The organism is Roseovarius dicentrarchi (genome assembly GCF_003316635.1).
Classification (GTDB): Bacteria; Pseudomonadota; Alphaproteobacteria; order Rhodobacterales; family Rhodobacteraceae; genus Roseovarius; species Roseovarius dicentrarchi.
The window spans coordinates 102,190-117,179 of sequence record NZ_QNQP01000005.1 but is presented as its reverse complement, the minus strand read 5'-3'; the positions used below and the strand labels follow the sequence as shown (position 1 = coordinate 117,179).

The 14,990-nt window shown below is 63.0% G+C and carries 14 protein-coding genes; 9 read left to right on the top strand and 5 right to left on the bottom strand.

Features of this window, described 5'->3' with window-relative positions; genetic code table 11:
* Positions 1-109 precede the first annotated feature (109 nt).
* The gene (gene rpsU, locus DQ230_RS05250) at positions 110-316 is read right to left on the bottom strand and encodes a 30S ribosomal protein S21 (protein WP_113911448.1); all 207 of its coding nucleotides are present in this window, start codon (positions 314-316) and stop codon (positions 110-112) included.
* Positions 317-421: 105 nt separating this feature from the next.
* On the opposite strand from rpsU, the gene DQ230_RS05245 reads away from it, so the two are divergent.
* The 4 genes from DQ230_RS05245 to DQ230_RS05230 are packed head-to-tail and all read left to right on the top strand — an operon-like array spanning position 422 to position 3,743.
* Complete coding sequence (locus DQ230_RS05245) at positions 422-1,099, top strand: COQ9 family protein (RefSeq protein WP_113911447.1); 678 nt, start codon at positions 422-424, stop codon at positions 1,097-1,099.
* Positions 1,100-1,108: 9 nt separating this feature from the next.
* The gene (locus tag DQ230_RS05240) at positions 1,109-2,092 is read left to right on the top strand and encodes an NAD(P)H-quinone oxidoreductase (protein WP_113911446.1); all 984 of its coding nucleotides are present in this window, start codon (positions 1,109-1,111) and stop codon (positions 2,090-2,092) included.
* The gene (locus tag DQ230_RS05235) at positions 2,092-3,195 is read left to right on the top strand and encodes an exo-alpha-sialidase (protein WP_113911445.1); all 1,104 of its coding nucleotides are present in this window, start codon (positions 2,092-2,094) and stop codon (positions 3,193-3,195) included. Before DQ230_RS05240 ends, DQ230_RS05235 begins: the two co-directional genes overlap by 1 nt.
* Entirely contained in the window at positions 3,192-3,743 is a 552-nt protein-coding gene (locus tag DQ230_RS05230; protein WP_113911444.1) for a hypothetical protein, read from the top strand. Before DQ230_RS05235 ends, DQ230_RS05230 begins: the two co-directional genes overlap by 4 nt.
* A 1,049-nt stretch (positions 3,744-4,792) precedes the next feature.
* Here DQ230_RS05230 and rplT read toward each other — a convergent pair.
* From rplT to DQ230_RS17045, 4 genes are all read right to left on the bottom strand, one after another.
* Positions 4,793-5,158 carry a 50S ribosomal protein L20 gene (rplT, locus tag DQ230_RS05225; RefSeq protein WP_113911443.1) on the bottom strand — a complete coding sequence of 122 codons (366 nt, stop codon included), beginning with the start codon at positions 5,156-5,158 and terminating at the stop codon, positions 4,793-4,795.
* 12 nt (positions 5,159-5,170) lie between these two features.
* Positions 5,171-5,371 (bottom strand): 50S ribosomal protein L35, encoded by a 201-nt coding sequence (gene rpmI, locus DQ230_RS05220; protein ID WP_108692490.1) that lies wholly within the window; start codon positions 5,369-5,371, stop codon positions 5,171-5,173.
* Between the two features lie 564 nt (positions 5,372-5,935).
* The gene (locus DQ230_RS05215; RefSeq protein WP_162497369.1) at positions 5,936-8,392 is read right to left on the bottom strand and encodes a DUF4214 domain-containing protein; all 2,457 of its coding nucleotides are present in this window, start codon (positions 8,390-8,392) and stop codon (positions 5,936-5,938) included.
* Positions 8,389-9,111, bottom strand: coding sequence for a hypothetical protein (locus DQ230_RS17045; RefSeq protein ID WP_162497368.1), 723 nt, complete (start codon positions 9,109-9,111; stop codon positions 8,389-8,391). Before DQ230_RS17045 ends, DQ230_RS05215 begins: the two co-directional genes overlap by 4 nt.
* 233 nt (positions 9,112-9,344) lie before the next feature.
* On the opposite strand from DQ230_RS17045, the gene DQ230_RS05205 reads away from it, so the two are divergent.
* The 5 genes from DQ230_RS05205 to pstB all read left to right on the top strand — a co-directional run bounded on the left by DQ230_RS05205 (position 9,345) and on the right by pstB (position 14,989).
* The gene (locus DQ230_RS05205) at positions 9,345-10,403 is read left to right on the top strand and encodes a sensor histidine kinase (protein WP_238987433.1); all 1,059 of its coding nucleotides are present in this window, start codon (positions 9,345-9,347) and stop codon (positions 10,401-10,403) included.
* A 168-nt stretch (positions 10,404-10,571) separates the two neighbouring features.
* Positions 10,572-11,609, top strand: coding sequence for a substrate-binding domain-containing protein (locus tag DQ230_RS05200; protein WP_113911440.1), 1,038 nt, complete (start codon positions 10,572-10,574; stop codon positions 11,607-11,609).
* A 94-nt stretch (positions 11,610-11,703) separates the two neighbouring features.
* Positions 11,704-12,867, top strand: coding sequence for a phosphate ABC transporter permease subunit PstC (pstC, locus tag DQ230_RS05195; RefSeq protein ID WP_420820884.1), 1,164 nt, complete (start codon positions 11,704-11,706; stop codon positions 12,865-12,867).
* The gene (gene pstA / locus DQ230_RS05190; protein ID WP_113911439.1) at positions 12,864-14,192 is read left to right on the top strand and encodes a phosphate ABC transporter permease PstA; all 1,329 of its coding nucleotides are present in this window, start codon (positions 12,864-12,866) and stop codon (positions 14,190-14,192) included. The genes pstC and pstA overlap by 4 nt, the downstream gene beginning before the upstream one ends.
* 14 nt (positions 14,193-14,206) lie before the next feature.
* Complete coding sequence (pstB, locus tag DQ230_RS05185; RefSeq protein WP_113911438.1) at positions 14,207-14,989, top strand: phosphate ABC transporter ATP-binding protein PstB; 783 nt, start codon at positions 14,207-14,209, stop codon at positions 14,987-14,989.
* The last annotated feature ends 1 nt before the right edge of the window (position 14,990 follow it).

The window sequence follows — 14,990 nt, the reverse complement described above, 5'->3', positions numbered from 1 at the left end:
GGCTCATTAGGCTATACCCAACCCCCCAAACAAAAAACCCCCGAAGCCAACGCTCGGGGGTCCTTCAATCTCATATCGTGTCGGTCAAAACCGCACTCGATAGGGTGACTTACATCATCCCTTCGCGTTGCGCTTTCTTGCGTGCCAGCTTCCGGGCGCGTCGAATCGCCTCGGCGCTTTCGCGCGCTTTCTTCTCGGACGGCTTCTCGAAATGTTGCTTGAGCTTCATTTCGCGGAATACGCCTTCGCGCTGCAGTTTCTTCTTCAGGGCACGAAGCGCCTGATCGACATTGTTGTCGCGAACACTAACCTGCATGTGGTGTCACCACCTTCCTAAGTTGAAATTGCATGATTTGCAGGAAGTGCGTGTATAGCAAACCGTGCGCTCTATGTCTAGGGTGGATGATAACAGGAGGATGCCATGCAAACCGATATCATTGACCAGTTGCTGGACGCCGCCGCCGCCCATGTGCCCTTTGACGGGTGGAGCGAGGCCGCCTTTGCCGCCGCCGCCCGCGATGCGGGGATCGACATCGCCGTGGCGCGCGCCGCCTGCCCGCGCGGGGCCGTGGATCTGGCGCTGGCCTATCATGCGGCGGGTGATCGCGCCATGCTGAAGCGGCTGGCGGAGGCGGATCTGGGCGATATGCGGTTCCGCGACCGGATCGCCGCCGCCGTGCGCTGGCGGCTGGAGGGGGTCGATGCCGAAATGGTGCGCCGGGGCATGACGTTGTTTGCGTTGCCGCAGCACGCGGTCGATGGCACCCGCGCCCTGTGGCAGACCGCCGATCATATCTGGACCGCTTTGGGCGATACCTCGGACGATGTGAACTGGTACACCAAACGCGCAACGCTCTCGGGGGTTTACGGGTCCACCGTGCTGTATTGGCTGGGCGATGACAGCCCCGATCATGCCGCGACCTGGGAATTTCTGGACCGGCGTATTGACGACGTCATGCAGATCGAAAAGATCAAGGCGCAGGTGCGCGGCAACCGCGTCGCCGCCGCGCTGATGGCCGGGCCGATGGCGCTGCTGGGGCAGATCCGCGCACCGCGCCGGGATGATGATCTGCCGGGCCACTGGTCCGGCAAGCGCTGAGGAGGCGTTATGAGCGAGTCCATGCAAGCCGTCGAAATTACCGAGGCGGGCGGGCCTGACGTCCTGCGCCTCTGCACCCGCAGGCGCCCCGAGCCGCGCGCCGGGGAGGTGGTGATCCGCGTTGCCTATGCCGGCGTCAACCGCCCCGATGCGCTGCAACGCGCCGGCGCCTATGCGCCGCCAAAGGGTGCCAGCGACCTGCCGGGGCTGGAGGCATCGGGCGAGGTTGTCATTGTCGGCGACGGCGTGACAGATTGGAAGGTGGGCGACCGGGTCTGCGCCCTGCTGCCCGGCGGCGGCTATGCCGAATATGTTGCGACCCCCGCCGCCCATTGCCTGCCGGTGCCGGACGGGATGGACATGGCGCAGGCCGCCTGCCTGCCCGAGACGTTTTTCACCGTCTGGTCGAACGTGTTTCAGCGCGGCGGGTTGCAAGCGGGCGAGCGGTTTTTGGTGCATGGCGGATCGTCTGGCATCGGCACGACGGCGATACAGCTGGCCAATGTGATTGGCGCGCGGGTGTTCACCACGGCCGGCTCGGATGAAAAATGCGCGAAATGCGTCGAGCTGGGCGCCGAGCGGGCGATCAACTACAAGACCGAGGATTTTGTCGATGTGCTGAAGGCCGAGGGCGGGGCGCACCTGATCCTCGACATGGTTGGCGGCGATTACATCCCGCGCAATGTGCGCAGCCTTGCCGATGACGGACGGCTGGTGCAGATCGCGTTCCTGAGCGGTCCCAAGGTCGAGCTGAACTTTGCCCATGTGATGATGCGCCGCCTGACGATCACCGGCAGCACCCTGCGCCCGCAGAGCGATATCGCCAAGGCCGCGATTGCCGACGCTTTGCTGCAAAACGTCTGGCCACTGCTGGCGGCAGGCCGGATCGCGCCGGTGATGGACAGCGAATATGCGCTGGCCGATGCCGCCAAGGCGCACGCATATATGGAAAGCAGCGCCCATATCGGCAAGATCGTTCTCAAGGTCGGCTGATGGTGCAGATCGCCATTCTGGCGCTGGCCGCGCTTAGCGTCGCGCTCAGCGCGTGGGCAATCGGGCGCGATGTGCCGCTGGTTTGGGAATGGGCGCCGCCCGCGCCGCTGACGGGTGGCAGCGCGCCGCTGTTCCGGACGGTGCTGGATTATACCGCCCCCAGCGGGCAGGCCCATTCGCCGGGTATCATGCTGCGCGAGGATGGCTATAGCATTCTGTGGTTCGAAGGCACGGCTGAGGCGCGCGCCGATGTTGATATTGTCGGCGTCGATATTGCGGAGGCCACGGTTTCGCCCGTCACGCACCGCGTCACGCGCGGCGGTCTGTCGGATGTGTTTGAACCGGCGCAGTTGGTCGTCACCCTTGGCAACACGGTCCAGAATGACAACGCGCAGGATGCGCTCTATGCCACGGTCGTATCTGTTGGCGGATGGGCCATGGCGTCTGTCGCTGATGTTCGCATGGGGCCTCGCGGCCCGGCCTGGGCGCGCAAGCTGAACCTGTCGCCTTTGCTGAACCGGTCGTTTCTGGTGAAATCACCGATGATCACGATGGCGGATGGCACTCATGCCTTGCCGGCATATTTCGAGATGGGGCAGACCTATGGTGCCCTTGTGCGGCTGGACGGGCAGGGGCGTGTGCGCGACATGCGCCGGATGGCGGGGGCAATGAAAGCGATTCAGCCGATGGTGGTGCCACTGGACGCGCAGCGCGCCGTGGCGTTTCTGCGCAATTTTGACAGCGCGGGCCGACGGCTGCTTATCACGCGCAGCGAGGATGGGGGCCAGACCTGGGATGAGGTGCGCGAGACCGATATCGCCAATCCGTCGGCGCCGGTCGCCGCACTGGGGCTGGGCGATAATCGCATCGTGATGGCGGTCAATGACGACGCGGGCGACGGCAGTGTTCTGAACCTGACGCTAAGCGAGGATGGCGGCGCCACTTGGCAGCATCTGCACCGCTTGGAGGGGGGCGACGGCGATGCGCGTTATCCCATGATGCGCGCATTGCCGGACGGCCGCATCGTGCTGGCCTATAGCGTGGGGGCCAAGGGCGGAATCAGGGTGCATGAATTCAATCTGGCATGGGCGCTGGACGCATGAGCGCGCTGGCCTCGACCGCGTGGCTGGCGCTGCTGCTGGGCTGGATGGCGTGGGGCGCGTTCAGCCTGGGGCTGGAAATGCCGGTCAGTCTGATGCTGGGTCTGGCGCTGGGCGTGGTCTGCGCGGCGCTTTTTCGTGACAGCGTGCCACTGCGCGGGCTGGTTGCAGTTTTGGGGCCGGTAGGGCTGGTGTTGCCGCTGCTGATCCTGCGCCAGATGGCGGGGCATCTGGGGGCGCCGGTGCAGCCGTTTGGCAGTCTGGAATTGTTGATCTTCGTCGCGCTTTATATCGGGTTTCTTGCCTGCGCAGCAGGAGCGATGCCTGTCGATTTTTATCGCGTTGGATATGCGCCGTGGCCTGTAGCGATCATGGTGCTGGCGCTCTGTGCGCTGGGGTTCTGGCAGGGTGCGCTGTTTTTGCCCGGACTGGCGGTGGCGGCGCAGGCGGTCTGGATCATGGGGTGGGGTAGCAGCAACTGGTTCGACCATGTGCTGCACCCGCTGCTGATCCCGGCGGCAATCATCGTTTTGATACTGCGATTGTTTTAGACTTGGCGGGAGGTGCCCCCCCCCGCGACAAATGAGCGCTTGCATTCGCTTGATCGCATTGAGGACGGTTTTGGCGGTATTGCCTGTGCCGCCGGAAACTTTGTGCAATGAATTCATCGGGCGGGATTTGAGGTTTTGGGCGGGTTTGCGGGCGATCCACAACCCGGACAATGGTCGCGATGTGCCCCCCCCGAACGTACCTGAATTTCGGTGATGCGTTGTTGGCGATAAACTCGGAAAGCATCTTCGATGCGGGTTGCGCGCGCCTCACGATATTCCGTGATGGTCAGTTGCTCTGTCTGACTGGTATTCGTATCCGAAAGTACTTCAGGGCTGCGGCTTCTACAGCTTTCAATGTCAGGTTTTCAACATCGCTGTCTGGCACCGGATCGCCCCCCCAACAGCCAATCGATCGGCACCTTTTGTACCCGCGAGATCGCCAAAATAGCCTTTAGGCTGGGCGCGTAACCTTTGAAACAGGTTTCCGTTGTTCGGCTGGGCCGTCCATTGAGGTGTGCGGCGTTCGCCTTGGCGATGCGTTTCAATGAAAAAGCAATTCCACGCGACCTTGAAACCGCGGCTTGCAAGTCCGCTTTATCCGCTGCCAATATTCCACATGACGGCTTATTGAGCGAGTTTTCGAGGCGGCCGCGACCGGCAGACCTGCCCGAACCCGAACGACGCGGGGCCATGGTGCGGCTGCTGAAACTTGTCGGGCCTGAGCAAGCCTGGGCGCGCGCCTTCTTCCTTGCCCGCATACGTCGAGGCCAGCGGACGGACGCGGGCAGACCGCAATTCGGGATACGCATCGCAAGACCCATGGTCGCAACCAACACTGCCGAATGTCATCGGGCGGTTCCGATACTCCTGCGGATTGCTGCCGTTACGATTGAAACGGCGTGACAGGGCAACTGAAAAGCAACAGTAACCTCTCTGGCGATCACCGCCCCCGAAAGATATTTCCGGCACGCGGAAAAAGCCCGGCTGCGACACGAAAAACGCCGCCGGAGGGTGATCCGGCGGCGTCTGGAATTCTGATTGAACCCGGTTCAGGCTGCGAGGGCGCTCTTGGCCTGCTCGACGATGGCTGAAAATGCCTCGGGCTCATGCACGGCCAGATCGGCCAGAACCTTGCGGTCAACCTCGACACCGGCCAGCGCCAGTCCGTTGATGAAGCGGCTGTATGTCAGCGCCTCGTCATGGCTGCGCACGGCGGCGTTGATCCGCTGAATCCACAGCGCGCGGAAGCTCCGCTTGCGGTTCTTGCGGTCGCGCGTTGCATATTGGTTGGCCTTGTCGACGGCCTGTGTTGCCACCCGGAAGGTGTTCTTGCGGCGGCCATAGTAACCCTTGGCTGCCTTGATGACCTTCTTGTGACGGGCGTGCGTGACGACACCACTTTTAACTCGGGACATGTATGATCCTCCTTAACGCGCGTAGGGCATCATCGGCTTGATGATCTGTTCATCAGCCTTTGACAGGGTTGTGGTTCCGCGCGCATTGCGAAGGAATTTATTGCTGCGCTTGATCATGCCGTGCTGTTTTCCGGCCTGACCTGCAATGATCCGGCCTGTGGCCGAGATCTTGAACCGCTTTTTGCAGCTCGATTTTGTCTTCATCTTGGGCATTTCCGGCTCCTTTTGAAGTTCGGTCGAACGCGCGACTCGGCATGCCACTTCGGGCCGGACGCGCGGGTGAAGCCTGCCTTTTAGGGGGGATGGCCGATGCGTGCAAGGGACAAACTGAATTGGCCCGGCACGATTGGACCGTGCGCCCGGATGCGTCGGAACGTGACGGCAGGATACACACATCACGAACAGACGCAGTTTTCCGGGCAGCTGCAAGGCCATAGTCGCGCCTGAAACGCTGCGTCGTGACCAGACAGCGCAAGAGATAGCGGTCACGCACAAGGTCCAGCCAAGACAGGTCACGAGATGGAAAAAGGCCGTTAATTGGTATGGGCAGGCAAATGATGGTCTGGGCGCGCTGCGCATTGCGTAGATGCCGCAGCCATGCGCCAAAGCGTTGTGACGCGGAAGATGGGGCAGTCTCTGGCACACGCGGCCTGGGCGTGAAACGCGCAAATCATCCATGTTGCCGGTGGCGCGCCAATTCGCGACCCGGAACAGGGTTTGTGTGCCAGTGTGCCAGCTGATTAAGTCTGACACTCTGGCACACAGGTTGCTGTCACCTCACACCAAAATCATGTCATCGGTGATCTGACCCAGCAGCGTATTCTCAAACGTGATCTGCACGCCCTGGTCGTCAAAGACGACGCTGTTGCCGACCTGGCTCATCTCGGCGCGGGCCTGACCTGCGCCGGTGTAGCCAAAGTTCCGCAGCTCGATGAAATCCCACGCTTCCAGATCGCGCACCACGGTTGCGCCGTCGTCGCTTGCGCTGAACACGAAGGCGTCCGCGAATTGCCCGCCTGCGACCACGTTGTTGCCTGCGCCCGGCGTTATCGTGTCGTCCACGCCCTGCGCGCGCATCCAGTCCTTCAGCGGGCCTCGGGTTTCGGTATTGAATTGCGGGCTCTCGGAGAAGCCCAGCAGCACCTGCGCGCGGCTGACACCTGCCGCCAGCTCGCCGGTCCAGCGGGCCAGGCCGTTGGCATCGGGCGTGCTGTCCAGCACGTTGTCATAAAGCAGCGTGACAAACTCGCTGTCGCTCAGATTCTTGTAGGTGTTCTGGAATTGCGGCGACCCGACAAAGCCCTCGGCCACCTCCAGCAGCGTCTTCTCGCCGCGGGCCAGGCGCCCGGCCCAGTTGGTCTGGCCCATCACATCGGGCGCATTGTCGAACGACGCCTGATAGAGCCGGAACACCTCGTCGCTCCAGGTGGTGGACAGGCTGCGCGCGGCAAACCCGTTGGCGGCGGCGGTGGTTTCGGCAACGAATTGCGGGCTTTCGGCAAAGCCGACCACCACCTGCGCGCGGCTGACACCTGCCGCCAGCTCACCGGTCCAGCGGGCAAGGCCCTGCGCATCGGGCGTGCTGTCCAGCACGTTGTCATAGAGCAGCGTGACAAACTCGCTGTCGCTCAGATCCTTGTAGGTGTTCTGGAATTCGGGCGAGCCGACAAAGCCCTGGGTGACTTCCATCAACGTCTTCTCGCCGCTGGCGATCCGCCCTGACCAGGCCGCGTGACCGGCCACATCGGGCATCCGGTCCAGCGTCGCCTGATACAGCCGGTAGACCTGATTGGCCACGCCCGCACCATAATACACCGCCGCCGCGCCATCGCCAAAGATCCAGTCGTTGCCGGTGCCGCCGGTCAGCGTGTCCTTTACCATCGCAGTGCCGAACAACCGCATATCAGGGTCGATCGCAGGCGGCTCGACAACGCCGCCGCTGTCGCCCAGACCGCCCGAAGGCAGCGATGCGGTGGCCTGCAATTTTACCGTTTCGTCGCCGAACCGGATTTCCTCGATCGAGCGCAGGATCATCGTGTCGCGCTCGCGGATTGTCGGCTCCGGGTTGTAGTAATCCGTGAAAAAGCTGCTCAGCTTGTAATGATCGCCGTGAAAGGTCAGCTCGTATTTGTCGCGGGTCTGGCTGGTGGTCATGATGTCATAGCCGCTGCCCCCGTCCACGGTGCCGCCGTTCCCGATATTGAAGCGGATCGTGTCATCACCGCCTTCGGTGTGCAAAAGCGGCGCTTTTGGCAGCGGATCATCGGGATTGGCGGGGACATTGACGAAGCCGGGTGCCGTGACCGTATCATCAAGCGAGGTGCCGATGATCGCCTCGAACCGGTTTTGCGATCCGGCTCTTTCCCGAAAATCGACAATCGGCTGAATATACATATTCAGCGCTGTGGTTGATCCGCTAAGGTCCAGCGTGTCATACCCCAGTCCGGCATAAAGCGGCATGGAGGCCAGCGAAGCTGCATCATTCAGGGCAAAGCGGTCATCGCCGTTCATGCCGTATACGCCTTGGATCGACGTCGCCGCGCCCTGTATCCAGACGTCATCACCGTCCAGCAAGTACAGTTTCGGCACCGGCACGAAATCGACCGGCGCGGGGCCGACGACCGTATCGTCGCCATCGGTGGCCAATGTACCCGACGGCGTGTCGCCGCCCTTGGCGTAGGTGGGCACGTCAAAGACGCCGCCCATTATCTCATTCGTGCCGGCGCCGTTACGGTCGGTTGTGCCGGTCCAGCCGATGAACAGCTTGTTGTCCGCGCCCGCGCTGACGAATGGCGGCGCCAGGCTGCTGCCCTGTACGTTCTGATCCGCAATCAGGGTGACATCGGACAGAATGATTCCCTCGGGGCTGAGGATCTGGGCAAACACGGAAAATTCCGGCACGGTGACATTGCCGCCGGTTACGCCGGTCCAGACCACGGCCAGATTGCCGTTCGGCATATAGGTGGCGGCGACCGCAGGCACATGAAACCCATCGGGCGTAAAGGGCAACTGCCCCGGACCGTTGCCGATGGTGATATGGCTGAGCGTGATACTGGACAGGCCCACCGCCTCGGGATCTGCGTTCAGGCCCGTCATGGTTTCGGCAAATGGGGTGCCGTCGGAAAAACTGCCGACCTGGTTGTTCCTGACGGTTTGCGGGGCCTGCAGCGTCACAGTCACCGAGGTCCGGCCACCCGGCTGGACCAGCGCCACGTGTCCGTTACCGTCGGTCACGGCGTCCGAATAAAATGTACCTCCGCCGACGGCACTGCCGGTGAAGTTGGTCGAGCCGTCGATATCGCCAAGATACGCAAAGCGTTCGTCAATGTTGACCGTGCCGCCCTTTTTGGCAACCAGTGCGTAAAAGCCGTCATTGAGATGCAGAAGTTCGGCATCTTCGCTGCTGCTGTCCAGATCTCGGCGTCCAGACGGTTGCCGCTGGCATCGAATTCCTGCCCGATCCACTGTTCCTTGGTATTGGACCAGGGTGCGCGTCCGTCGCTCCATGTTGTGAAAAACCCGCCCTTGTCGTTGGCGGTCACTTGCGGAACGTTCTGGTCCCGGTCGGTGGTGGTGGCCAGATCAAATTCGTCCGTGATCGGCGCGCCGGTAGGCGACAGGATGCGCCCGCGCGCGGCAACGTCGAAATTTTCAAAGTTGGGTCCGTCGGTCCAGACCGCAACGACATTGCCGTTGTTCAGAACCGCAATATCCGCGTGCCCCTGACCCGAATTGACAAGTGACTGGTTGACCTGAAACACCGCGCCGCGCGGGGTGCCGTCGGCGTTGAACACGCGCCCCAGCACAGCCGCGCCATCCTCGTCCGCGACATTGGGAATCGGATAGATGGAAAGGGTAAGATGTTGCCAGACGACCATGAAGCCGCCATCGGCCAGCCGGACAGCCTCGCCAACGTTCGAACCACCACCCACGGGGGCCAATACTTGTGCCATCTGCGGCTCCTTTTTGTCAAAACTCTGATGCCCGGTCCGTGGCAAGGCGCTGGTCCCGGCGGAATTGCCATATTATCGGTGGTTTTGATATGTTGCGCCCTCCCCTGATCAGGGGAGACGTGGGAAAAACGATCACCGCAGATGGTGTCTGCATTCGCTGCTGCCGCGCGGCGCTGTTGGCGGCGCCCTTGGTCGGGTATCTGTTGGTCAATAAAACCGCAGGAGCAGGGCCTATGACCGTGGACGCGATGGACGATATGCCAAACATGGACAGCCTGATTGCCGCATTGCCGTCACCGACGCTGATCATCGGACGAACAGAGCGGGTGGAGCGGCTGAACAGCGCCGCCGAAACGCTGCTGGGCAAAAACGTGGCGGGACGGCATTTCACCACCGCGCTGCGCCATCCCAAGCTGGTGGACGCGGTAGAGCGGTCCCTGCTGGACGGCGCTGCCCGCCAGATTTCCGTGCAGCTGGTCGTCCATGGCAGCGATGCGGTGTACGATGTGCATCTGGCAATGGTTCAGCGCAGCGGTCTGCTGCTTCTCAGCTTTCAGAATGTTGCGGATATCGCTCAGGCTGAACAGATGCGGCGCGATTTCATTGCCAATGTCAGCCATGAATTGCGCACCCCGCTCACGGCGGTCATTGGGTTTATCGAAACGCTGCGCGGGCCTGCGCGCGACGATGCGGCAGCACGGGACAGGTTTCTGGACATCATGGCCGGGGAGGCGGACCGGATGAACCGGCTGGTTGGCGGCTTGCTGTCGCTCAGCCGGGTCGAGGCGGACGAGCGTGTGCGCCCCAGCGCGCGCGTTGACGTGCGGCAAATCCTGTACACCACGTTGGACAATCTTGCGCCGCTGGCGCGCGACAGCGGCGTGACGCTCTGCTGTGATGCGGGTCAGGCCCCGCTGGAGGTGATCGGGGATGCGGACCAGCTGGTGCAGGTGTTCACCAATCTGGTCGAGAACGCGATAAAATACGGCGGCGCGGATCGCAGCGTGGAAATTTCCCTGGGCGAGGCTGCACATGATCCGGTCCTGCGCGGCCCTGCGACGGAAATCACCGTCACTGACCACGGGCCGGGGATCGAGCCCATCCACCTGCCGCGCCTGACCGAGCGGTTTTATCGGGGCGACGCGCATCGCGGCCGCGCGCAGGGCGGCACCGGTCTGGGGCTGGCGATAGTAAAGCATATCCTGAACCGCCACCGCGGGCGGCTGAAGGTCGCCAGCGTGCCGGGGCAGGGCGCGCAATTTACCGTGGTTTTGCCGCCTGCGCCCGCCTGACTGCGCGCGAAATGCCTGCGCGCGAAATACCTGCGTAAAAATCCGGCTATCTGCCGAACTGTCATAAAACTGTAATCTTCCTGTCACAAAACCGAAACAGGCGGCGCCGATAAGCGCGGCAGGGTCGCCAAGGGGGCGGTCCTTGATCCGGATATGACAGGAGTTTTCATGTCACTCGCAAATACCACCGCACTGGGCCTTGCCATTGCCGCGCTGACAGCCACAACCGCCGCCGCCCGCGATAATGTGCAGGTCGCAGGATCGTCCACCGTGCTGCCTTACGGCGCCATCGTCGCCGAAGCCTTTGGCGAGAATTTCGACTATCCCACGCCGGTGGTTGAATCGGGCGGATCCTCTGCCGGGCTCAAGCGGTTCTGCGCGGGCGTTGGCGAAAACACCATCGACATCGCCAATTCCAGCCGCCCCATCAAACCGTCGGAGCGCGAAATCTGCGCCGAAAACGGCGTCACGGACATTGTCGAGGTGCGCATCGGCTATGACGGGATCGTGTTCGCCAGCGATATTCAGGGCAACGCCTTCGCCTTCACGCCCGCAGACTGGTATCAGGCGCTGGCTGCCGAGGTGCCTGTGGATGGCGCCATGGCCGCAAACCCGCATACAAGCTGGAACAGCGTGAACGCCAGCCTGCCGGACCAGCCCATTCAGGCATTCATTCCCGGCACCAAACACGGCACGCGCGAGGTGTTCGAGGAAAAAGTGCTGCTGTCGGGATGCAAGACCAGCGGCGCGTGGGATGCGATCATGGCGCTGAATGGCGGTGACACGGACGCTGCCGAAGCGGCCTGCATGGCTGTGCGCACCGATGGGCTGTCCGTTGATATCGACGGCGATTACACCGAAACGCTGGCCCGGATCGAGGCGGACGCGAATGGCATCGGTGTGTTCGGCCTGTCCTTTTACGAGAACAACACAAACCGCTTGCAGGTTGCCCCCATGTCCGGCGTCGTGCCGACATCGGGCAGTATCGCCGCTGGCGAATATCCGGTGTCCCGCCCGCTGTATTTCTACATCAAGGCGGCGCATCTGGACGTCATCCCCGGCCTTCAGGACTTCGCCGCCTTCTTCGTCAGCGATGAAATCGCCGGCCCGGATGGCCCGCTGGCCGAATACGGTCTGGTGTCTGATCCCGACCTTGCCGCGACGCAGGATGCGGTGGCCAATGTGGCCCTGATCGGCGGGATTTAATGCGCGCGGCCAGGCGCAAGGAGCGGGCATGATGTGGGTCTTTGACACCATTTTATCCCTGCCGGTTCTGGTTATCGGTCTGGCCGTTCTGGCCATGATCGGTGCGCAGGTCCGGGCCCGTCTGGCGGCGGGCGGCGACCTGCGCCGCCTGGCCGCACTGCCGCGCGCGCACGCAGTGAACGCCGCGCTCAGCGTGCTGATCCCCGTGCTGGCCTGCTACGCCGCCTTGTCTGTCGCCCGCATGATCGGGCGCCAGCAGGGCGCGCAGATACTGCCGGATCGCACGCTGTTCTGGGCGGTCTTGGCCGTTGCGCTGATCGGGTGTATCGACGCAATCCTGCGCGCGTCCGCCCGGTTTCGCGCGCGGGCGGCGTCCGAGGCGTGGATCAAGGCCCTCTTGATCGCGGCGTCGACCACCGCGATCCTGACCACCGTCGGCATCGTATTTTCGATGGTGTTCGAGGCGGCGAATTTCTTTGGGCAATATGGCTGGCGCGATTTTTTCCTGTCCACCGAATGGGCGCCCAATTTCCGCGGCAACAGCGCGCTGGGCATCCTGCCGCTGCTGTGGGGCACGCTTTACGTCAGCTTCATCGCGCTGGCGTTTGCGGTGCCGGTGGGCCTGTTTGCCGCGATCTATCTGTCTGAATATGCCGGGCCGCGACTGCGCGGCATTGCCAAACCGCTGATCGAAATCCTTGCCGGTATTCCGACCATTGTTTACGGGCTGTTCGCGCTGATCACCATCGGTCCGATGCTGCGCGACTATTTCGCGCAGCCGCTGGGGCTGGGTGACAGCGCGTCATCGGTGATGACCGCCGGGCTGGTGATGGGGATCATGCTGATCCCGTTCGTGTCGTCGCTGTCCGATGACGCGATGGGCGCCGTGCCGCAGGCGATGCGCGACGGGTCATCGGCGCTGGGTGCGACGCGGTCGGAAACCATCCGGCAGGTAGTCCTTCCCGCCGCCCTGCCGGGTATCATGGGCGCCGTGCTGCTGGCCGCCAGCCGCGCCATTGGCGAGACGATGATCGTCGTTCTGGGCGCCGGGGCCGCCGCGCGGCTGTCGCTGAACCCGTTCGAGGCGATGACGACCATCACCGTCAAGATCGTCAGCCAACTGACCGGCGACACCGATTTTGCCAGCCCCGAAACGCTGGTGGCCTTCGCACTGGGCCTGACGCTGTTCACGCTGACGCTGTGCCTGAACGTGGTCGCGCTGATGATCGTGCGCAAATACCGGGAGCAATACGAATGAGCGAGCCTGCAAATTCGCTACTGGCCCAGGGTGCGCGCACCCGGCGCCGCCGCGCGTCCGAGGCACGGTTTCGCGCCTGCGGGCTGGCCGCCATCGGCATCGCTGCGCTCGCGCTGATCGTGCTGTTGACGTCCGTGATCTCAAGCGGGGTCGGCGCGTTCAAACAGACCTACATCACGCTGGAGATCGCGCTGCCCGAGGCCAAGCTGGACAAAACCGGCCAGCGCGATCCGGCGCAAATGGCCAAGGTCACCACTTTCGGCTACGCGCCGCTGCTGGGCGATGCGCTGCTGGCGCAGGTGGATGCAGTCGGCATCACCACGCCCCTGCCAACCAAAGAGATCGCCGGCATGATCAGCAAGGAGGCGGTGGCGACCTTGCGCGATCACGTGCTGGCCAATCCCGGTCTGGTCGGAGGGACCGTTACGCTGGACGTGTTGGCGGACGGGCGGATCGACGGGTATTTCAAGGGCCGCGTGACAATGCAAAGCGCCGCGCTGGACGGCAACACCTCGCCCGAGGCGCTGCGCGTGGCGCAGGCGCTGGCCGATGCGGGCGTGATTGAAACGCGGCTGAACTGGCGCTTTCTGACCGCCCCCGACGCCAGCGACCAGCGCCCCGAGGCAGCGGGGCTGGGCGTGGCCATTCTGGGATCGCTTTACATGATGGCGGTGGTGCTGGTGCTGGCGCTGCCCATCGGCGTGGCCGCGTCGATCTATCTGGAGGAGTTCGCGCCCAGAAACCGCATATCGGACCTGATCGAGGTGAATATCAGCAATCTGGCGGCGGTGCCGTCGATCGTCTACGGCATCCTTGGCCTTGCGATATTCATCAACTTTGCGGGCCTGCGGCAATCCTCGCCGCTGGTCGGCGGCCTGGTGCTGACGCTGATGACGCTGCCGACGATCATCATCTCGACCCGCGCCGCGCTGAAATCGGTGCCGCCCTCGATCCGCGATGCGGCGCTGGGCGTCGGGGCCAGCAAGATGCAGTCGGTGTTCCACCACATTCTGCCGCTGGCCGCGCCCGGCATCCTGACCGGCACCATCATCGGCCTTGCGCAGGCGCTGGGCGAGACCGCGCCGCTTTTGCTGATCGGCATGGTCGCCTTTGTGCGTGAATATCCGGCCGCCTACAGCGACGCCGCCGACCTGTTCGGAGAGGCGGCAACCGCGCTGCCGGTGCAGGTGTTCAACTGGACCCAGCGGGCCGATCCCGGCTTTGCCGAGCGCGCCTCGGGCGCAATCATCACGCTGCTGATCTTCCTTGCGGTGATGAACATCGCAGCGGTTCTGCTGCGCCGCCGGTTCGAGCGGCGCTGGTGAGCAAGGACATTGACATGAAAGAGGCATCCATGATCCAAACCGGCCAGAAAATCTCTGCCAGAAACGTGCAGGTCTGCTATGGCGACAGCCCCGCGATCCGGGGCGTGTCGGTGGATATCGCGCCCAACACCGTGACCGCCTTCATCGGCCCCTCGGGCTGCGGCAAATCCACGTTCCTGCGTTGCCTGAACCGGATGAACGACACGATTGATATCTGCCGCGTATCCGGCGATATCCGCATCGACGGCGAGGATATCTATGACCGGCGCGTCGATCCGGTGCAGCTGCGCGCCAAGGTCGGCATGGTGTTTCAAAAACCCAATCCGTTTCCCAAATCCATCTTCGACAATGTCGCCTATGGCCCGAAAATCCACGGACTGACGCGGAGCAAGGCAGAACTGGCCGGCGTCGTCGAAAACGCCCTGAGGAAAGCGGCGCTTTGGGACGAGGTGAAGGATCGGCTGGGCAGCGCCGGCACCGCGCTGTCGGGCGGGCAGCAGCAGCGACTTTGCATCGCGCGCGCCATCGCCACATCGCCCGAGGTGCTGCTGATGGACGAGCCTTGCTCGGCGCTGGACCCGATTGCGACCGCGCAGATCGAGGAATTGATTGACGACCTGCGGCAGAATTTCTGCGTGGTGATCGTCACCCATTCGATGCAGCAGGCGGCGCGGATCAGTCAGAAAACGGCATTCTTTCATCTGGGATCTTTGGTTGAATATGGCGATACTGACCAGATATTCACCGCGCCCCATGATCCGCGCACCGAAAGCTATATCACCGGCAGGATTGGATAAA

What these genes read in the sequence shown, in the direction of transcription:
- DQ230_RS05200 (WP_113911440.1), top strand. Translation starts at nt 10,572, where the DNA reads ATGTCACTCGCAAATACCACCGCACTGGGCCTTGCCATTGCCGCGCTG.
- rplT (WP_113911443.1), bottom strand. Translation starts at nt 5,158, where the DNA reads ATGTCCCGAGTTAAAAGTGGTGTCGTCACGCACGCCCGTCACAAGAAG.
- DQ230_RS05240 (WP_113911446.1), top strand. Translation starts at nt 1,109, where the DNA reads ATGAGCGAGTCCATGCAAGCCGTCGAAATTACCGAGGCGGGCGGGCCT.
- DQ230_RS05245 (WP_113911447.1), top strand. Translation starts at nt 422, where the DNA reads ATGCAAACCGATATCATTGACCAGTTGCTGGACGCCGCCGCCGCCCAT.
- pstB (WP_113911438.1), top strand. Translation starts at nt 14,207, where the DNA reads ATGAAAGAGGCATCCATGATCCAAACCGGCCAGAAAATCTCTGCCAGA.
- pstA (WP_113911439.1), top strand. Translation starts at nt 12,864, where the DNA reads ATGAGCGAGCCTGCAAATTCGCTACTGGCCCAGGGTGCGCGCACCCGG.
- DQ230_RS05235 (WP_113911445.1), top strand. Translation starts at nt 2,092, where the DNA reads ATGGTGCAGATCGCCATTCTGGCGCTGGCCGCGCTTAGCGTCGCGCTC.
- rpsU (WP_113911448.1), bottom strand. Translation starts at nt 316, where the DNA reads ATGCAGGTTAGTGTTCGCGACAACAATGTCGATCAGGCGCTTCGTGCC.
- DQ230_RS05205 (WP_238987433.1), top strand. Translation starts at nt 9,345, where the DNA reads ATGACCGTGGACGCGATGGACGATATGCCAAACATGGACAGCCTGATT.
- DQ230_RS17045 (WP_162497368.1), bottom strand. Translation starts at nt 9,111, where the DNA reads ATGGCACAAGTATTGGCCCCCGTGGGTGGTGGTTCGAACGTTGGCGAG.
- pstC (WP_420820884.1), top strand. Translation starts at nt 11,704, where the DNA reads ATGATCGGTGCGCAGGTCCGGGCCCGTCTGGCGGCGGGCGGCGACCTG.
- DQ230_RS05230 (WP_113911444.1), top strand. Translation starts at nt 3,192, where the DNA reads ATGAGCGCGCTGGCCTCGACCGCGTGGCTGGCGCTGCTGCTGGGCTGG.
- rpmI (WP_108692490.1), bottom strand. Translation starts at nt 5,371, where the DNA reads ATGCCCAAGATGAAGACAAAATCGAGCTGCAAAAAGCGGTTCAAGATC.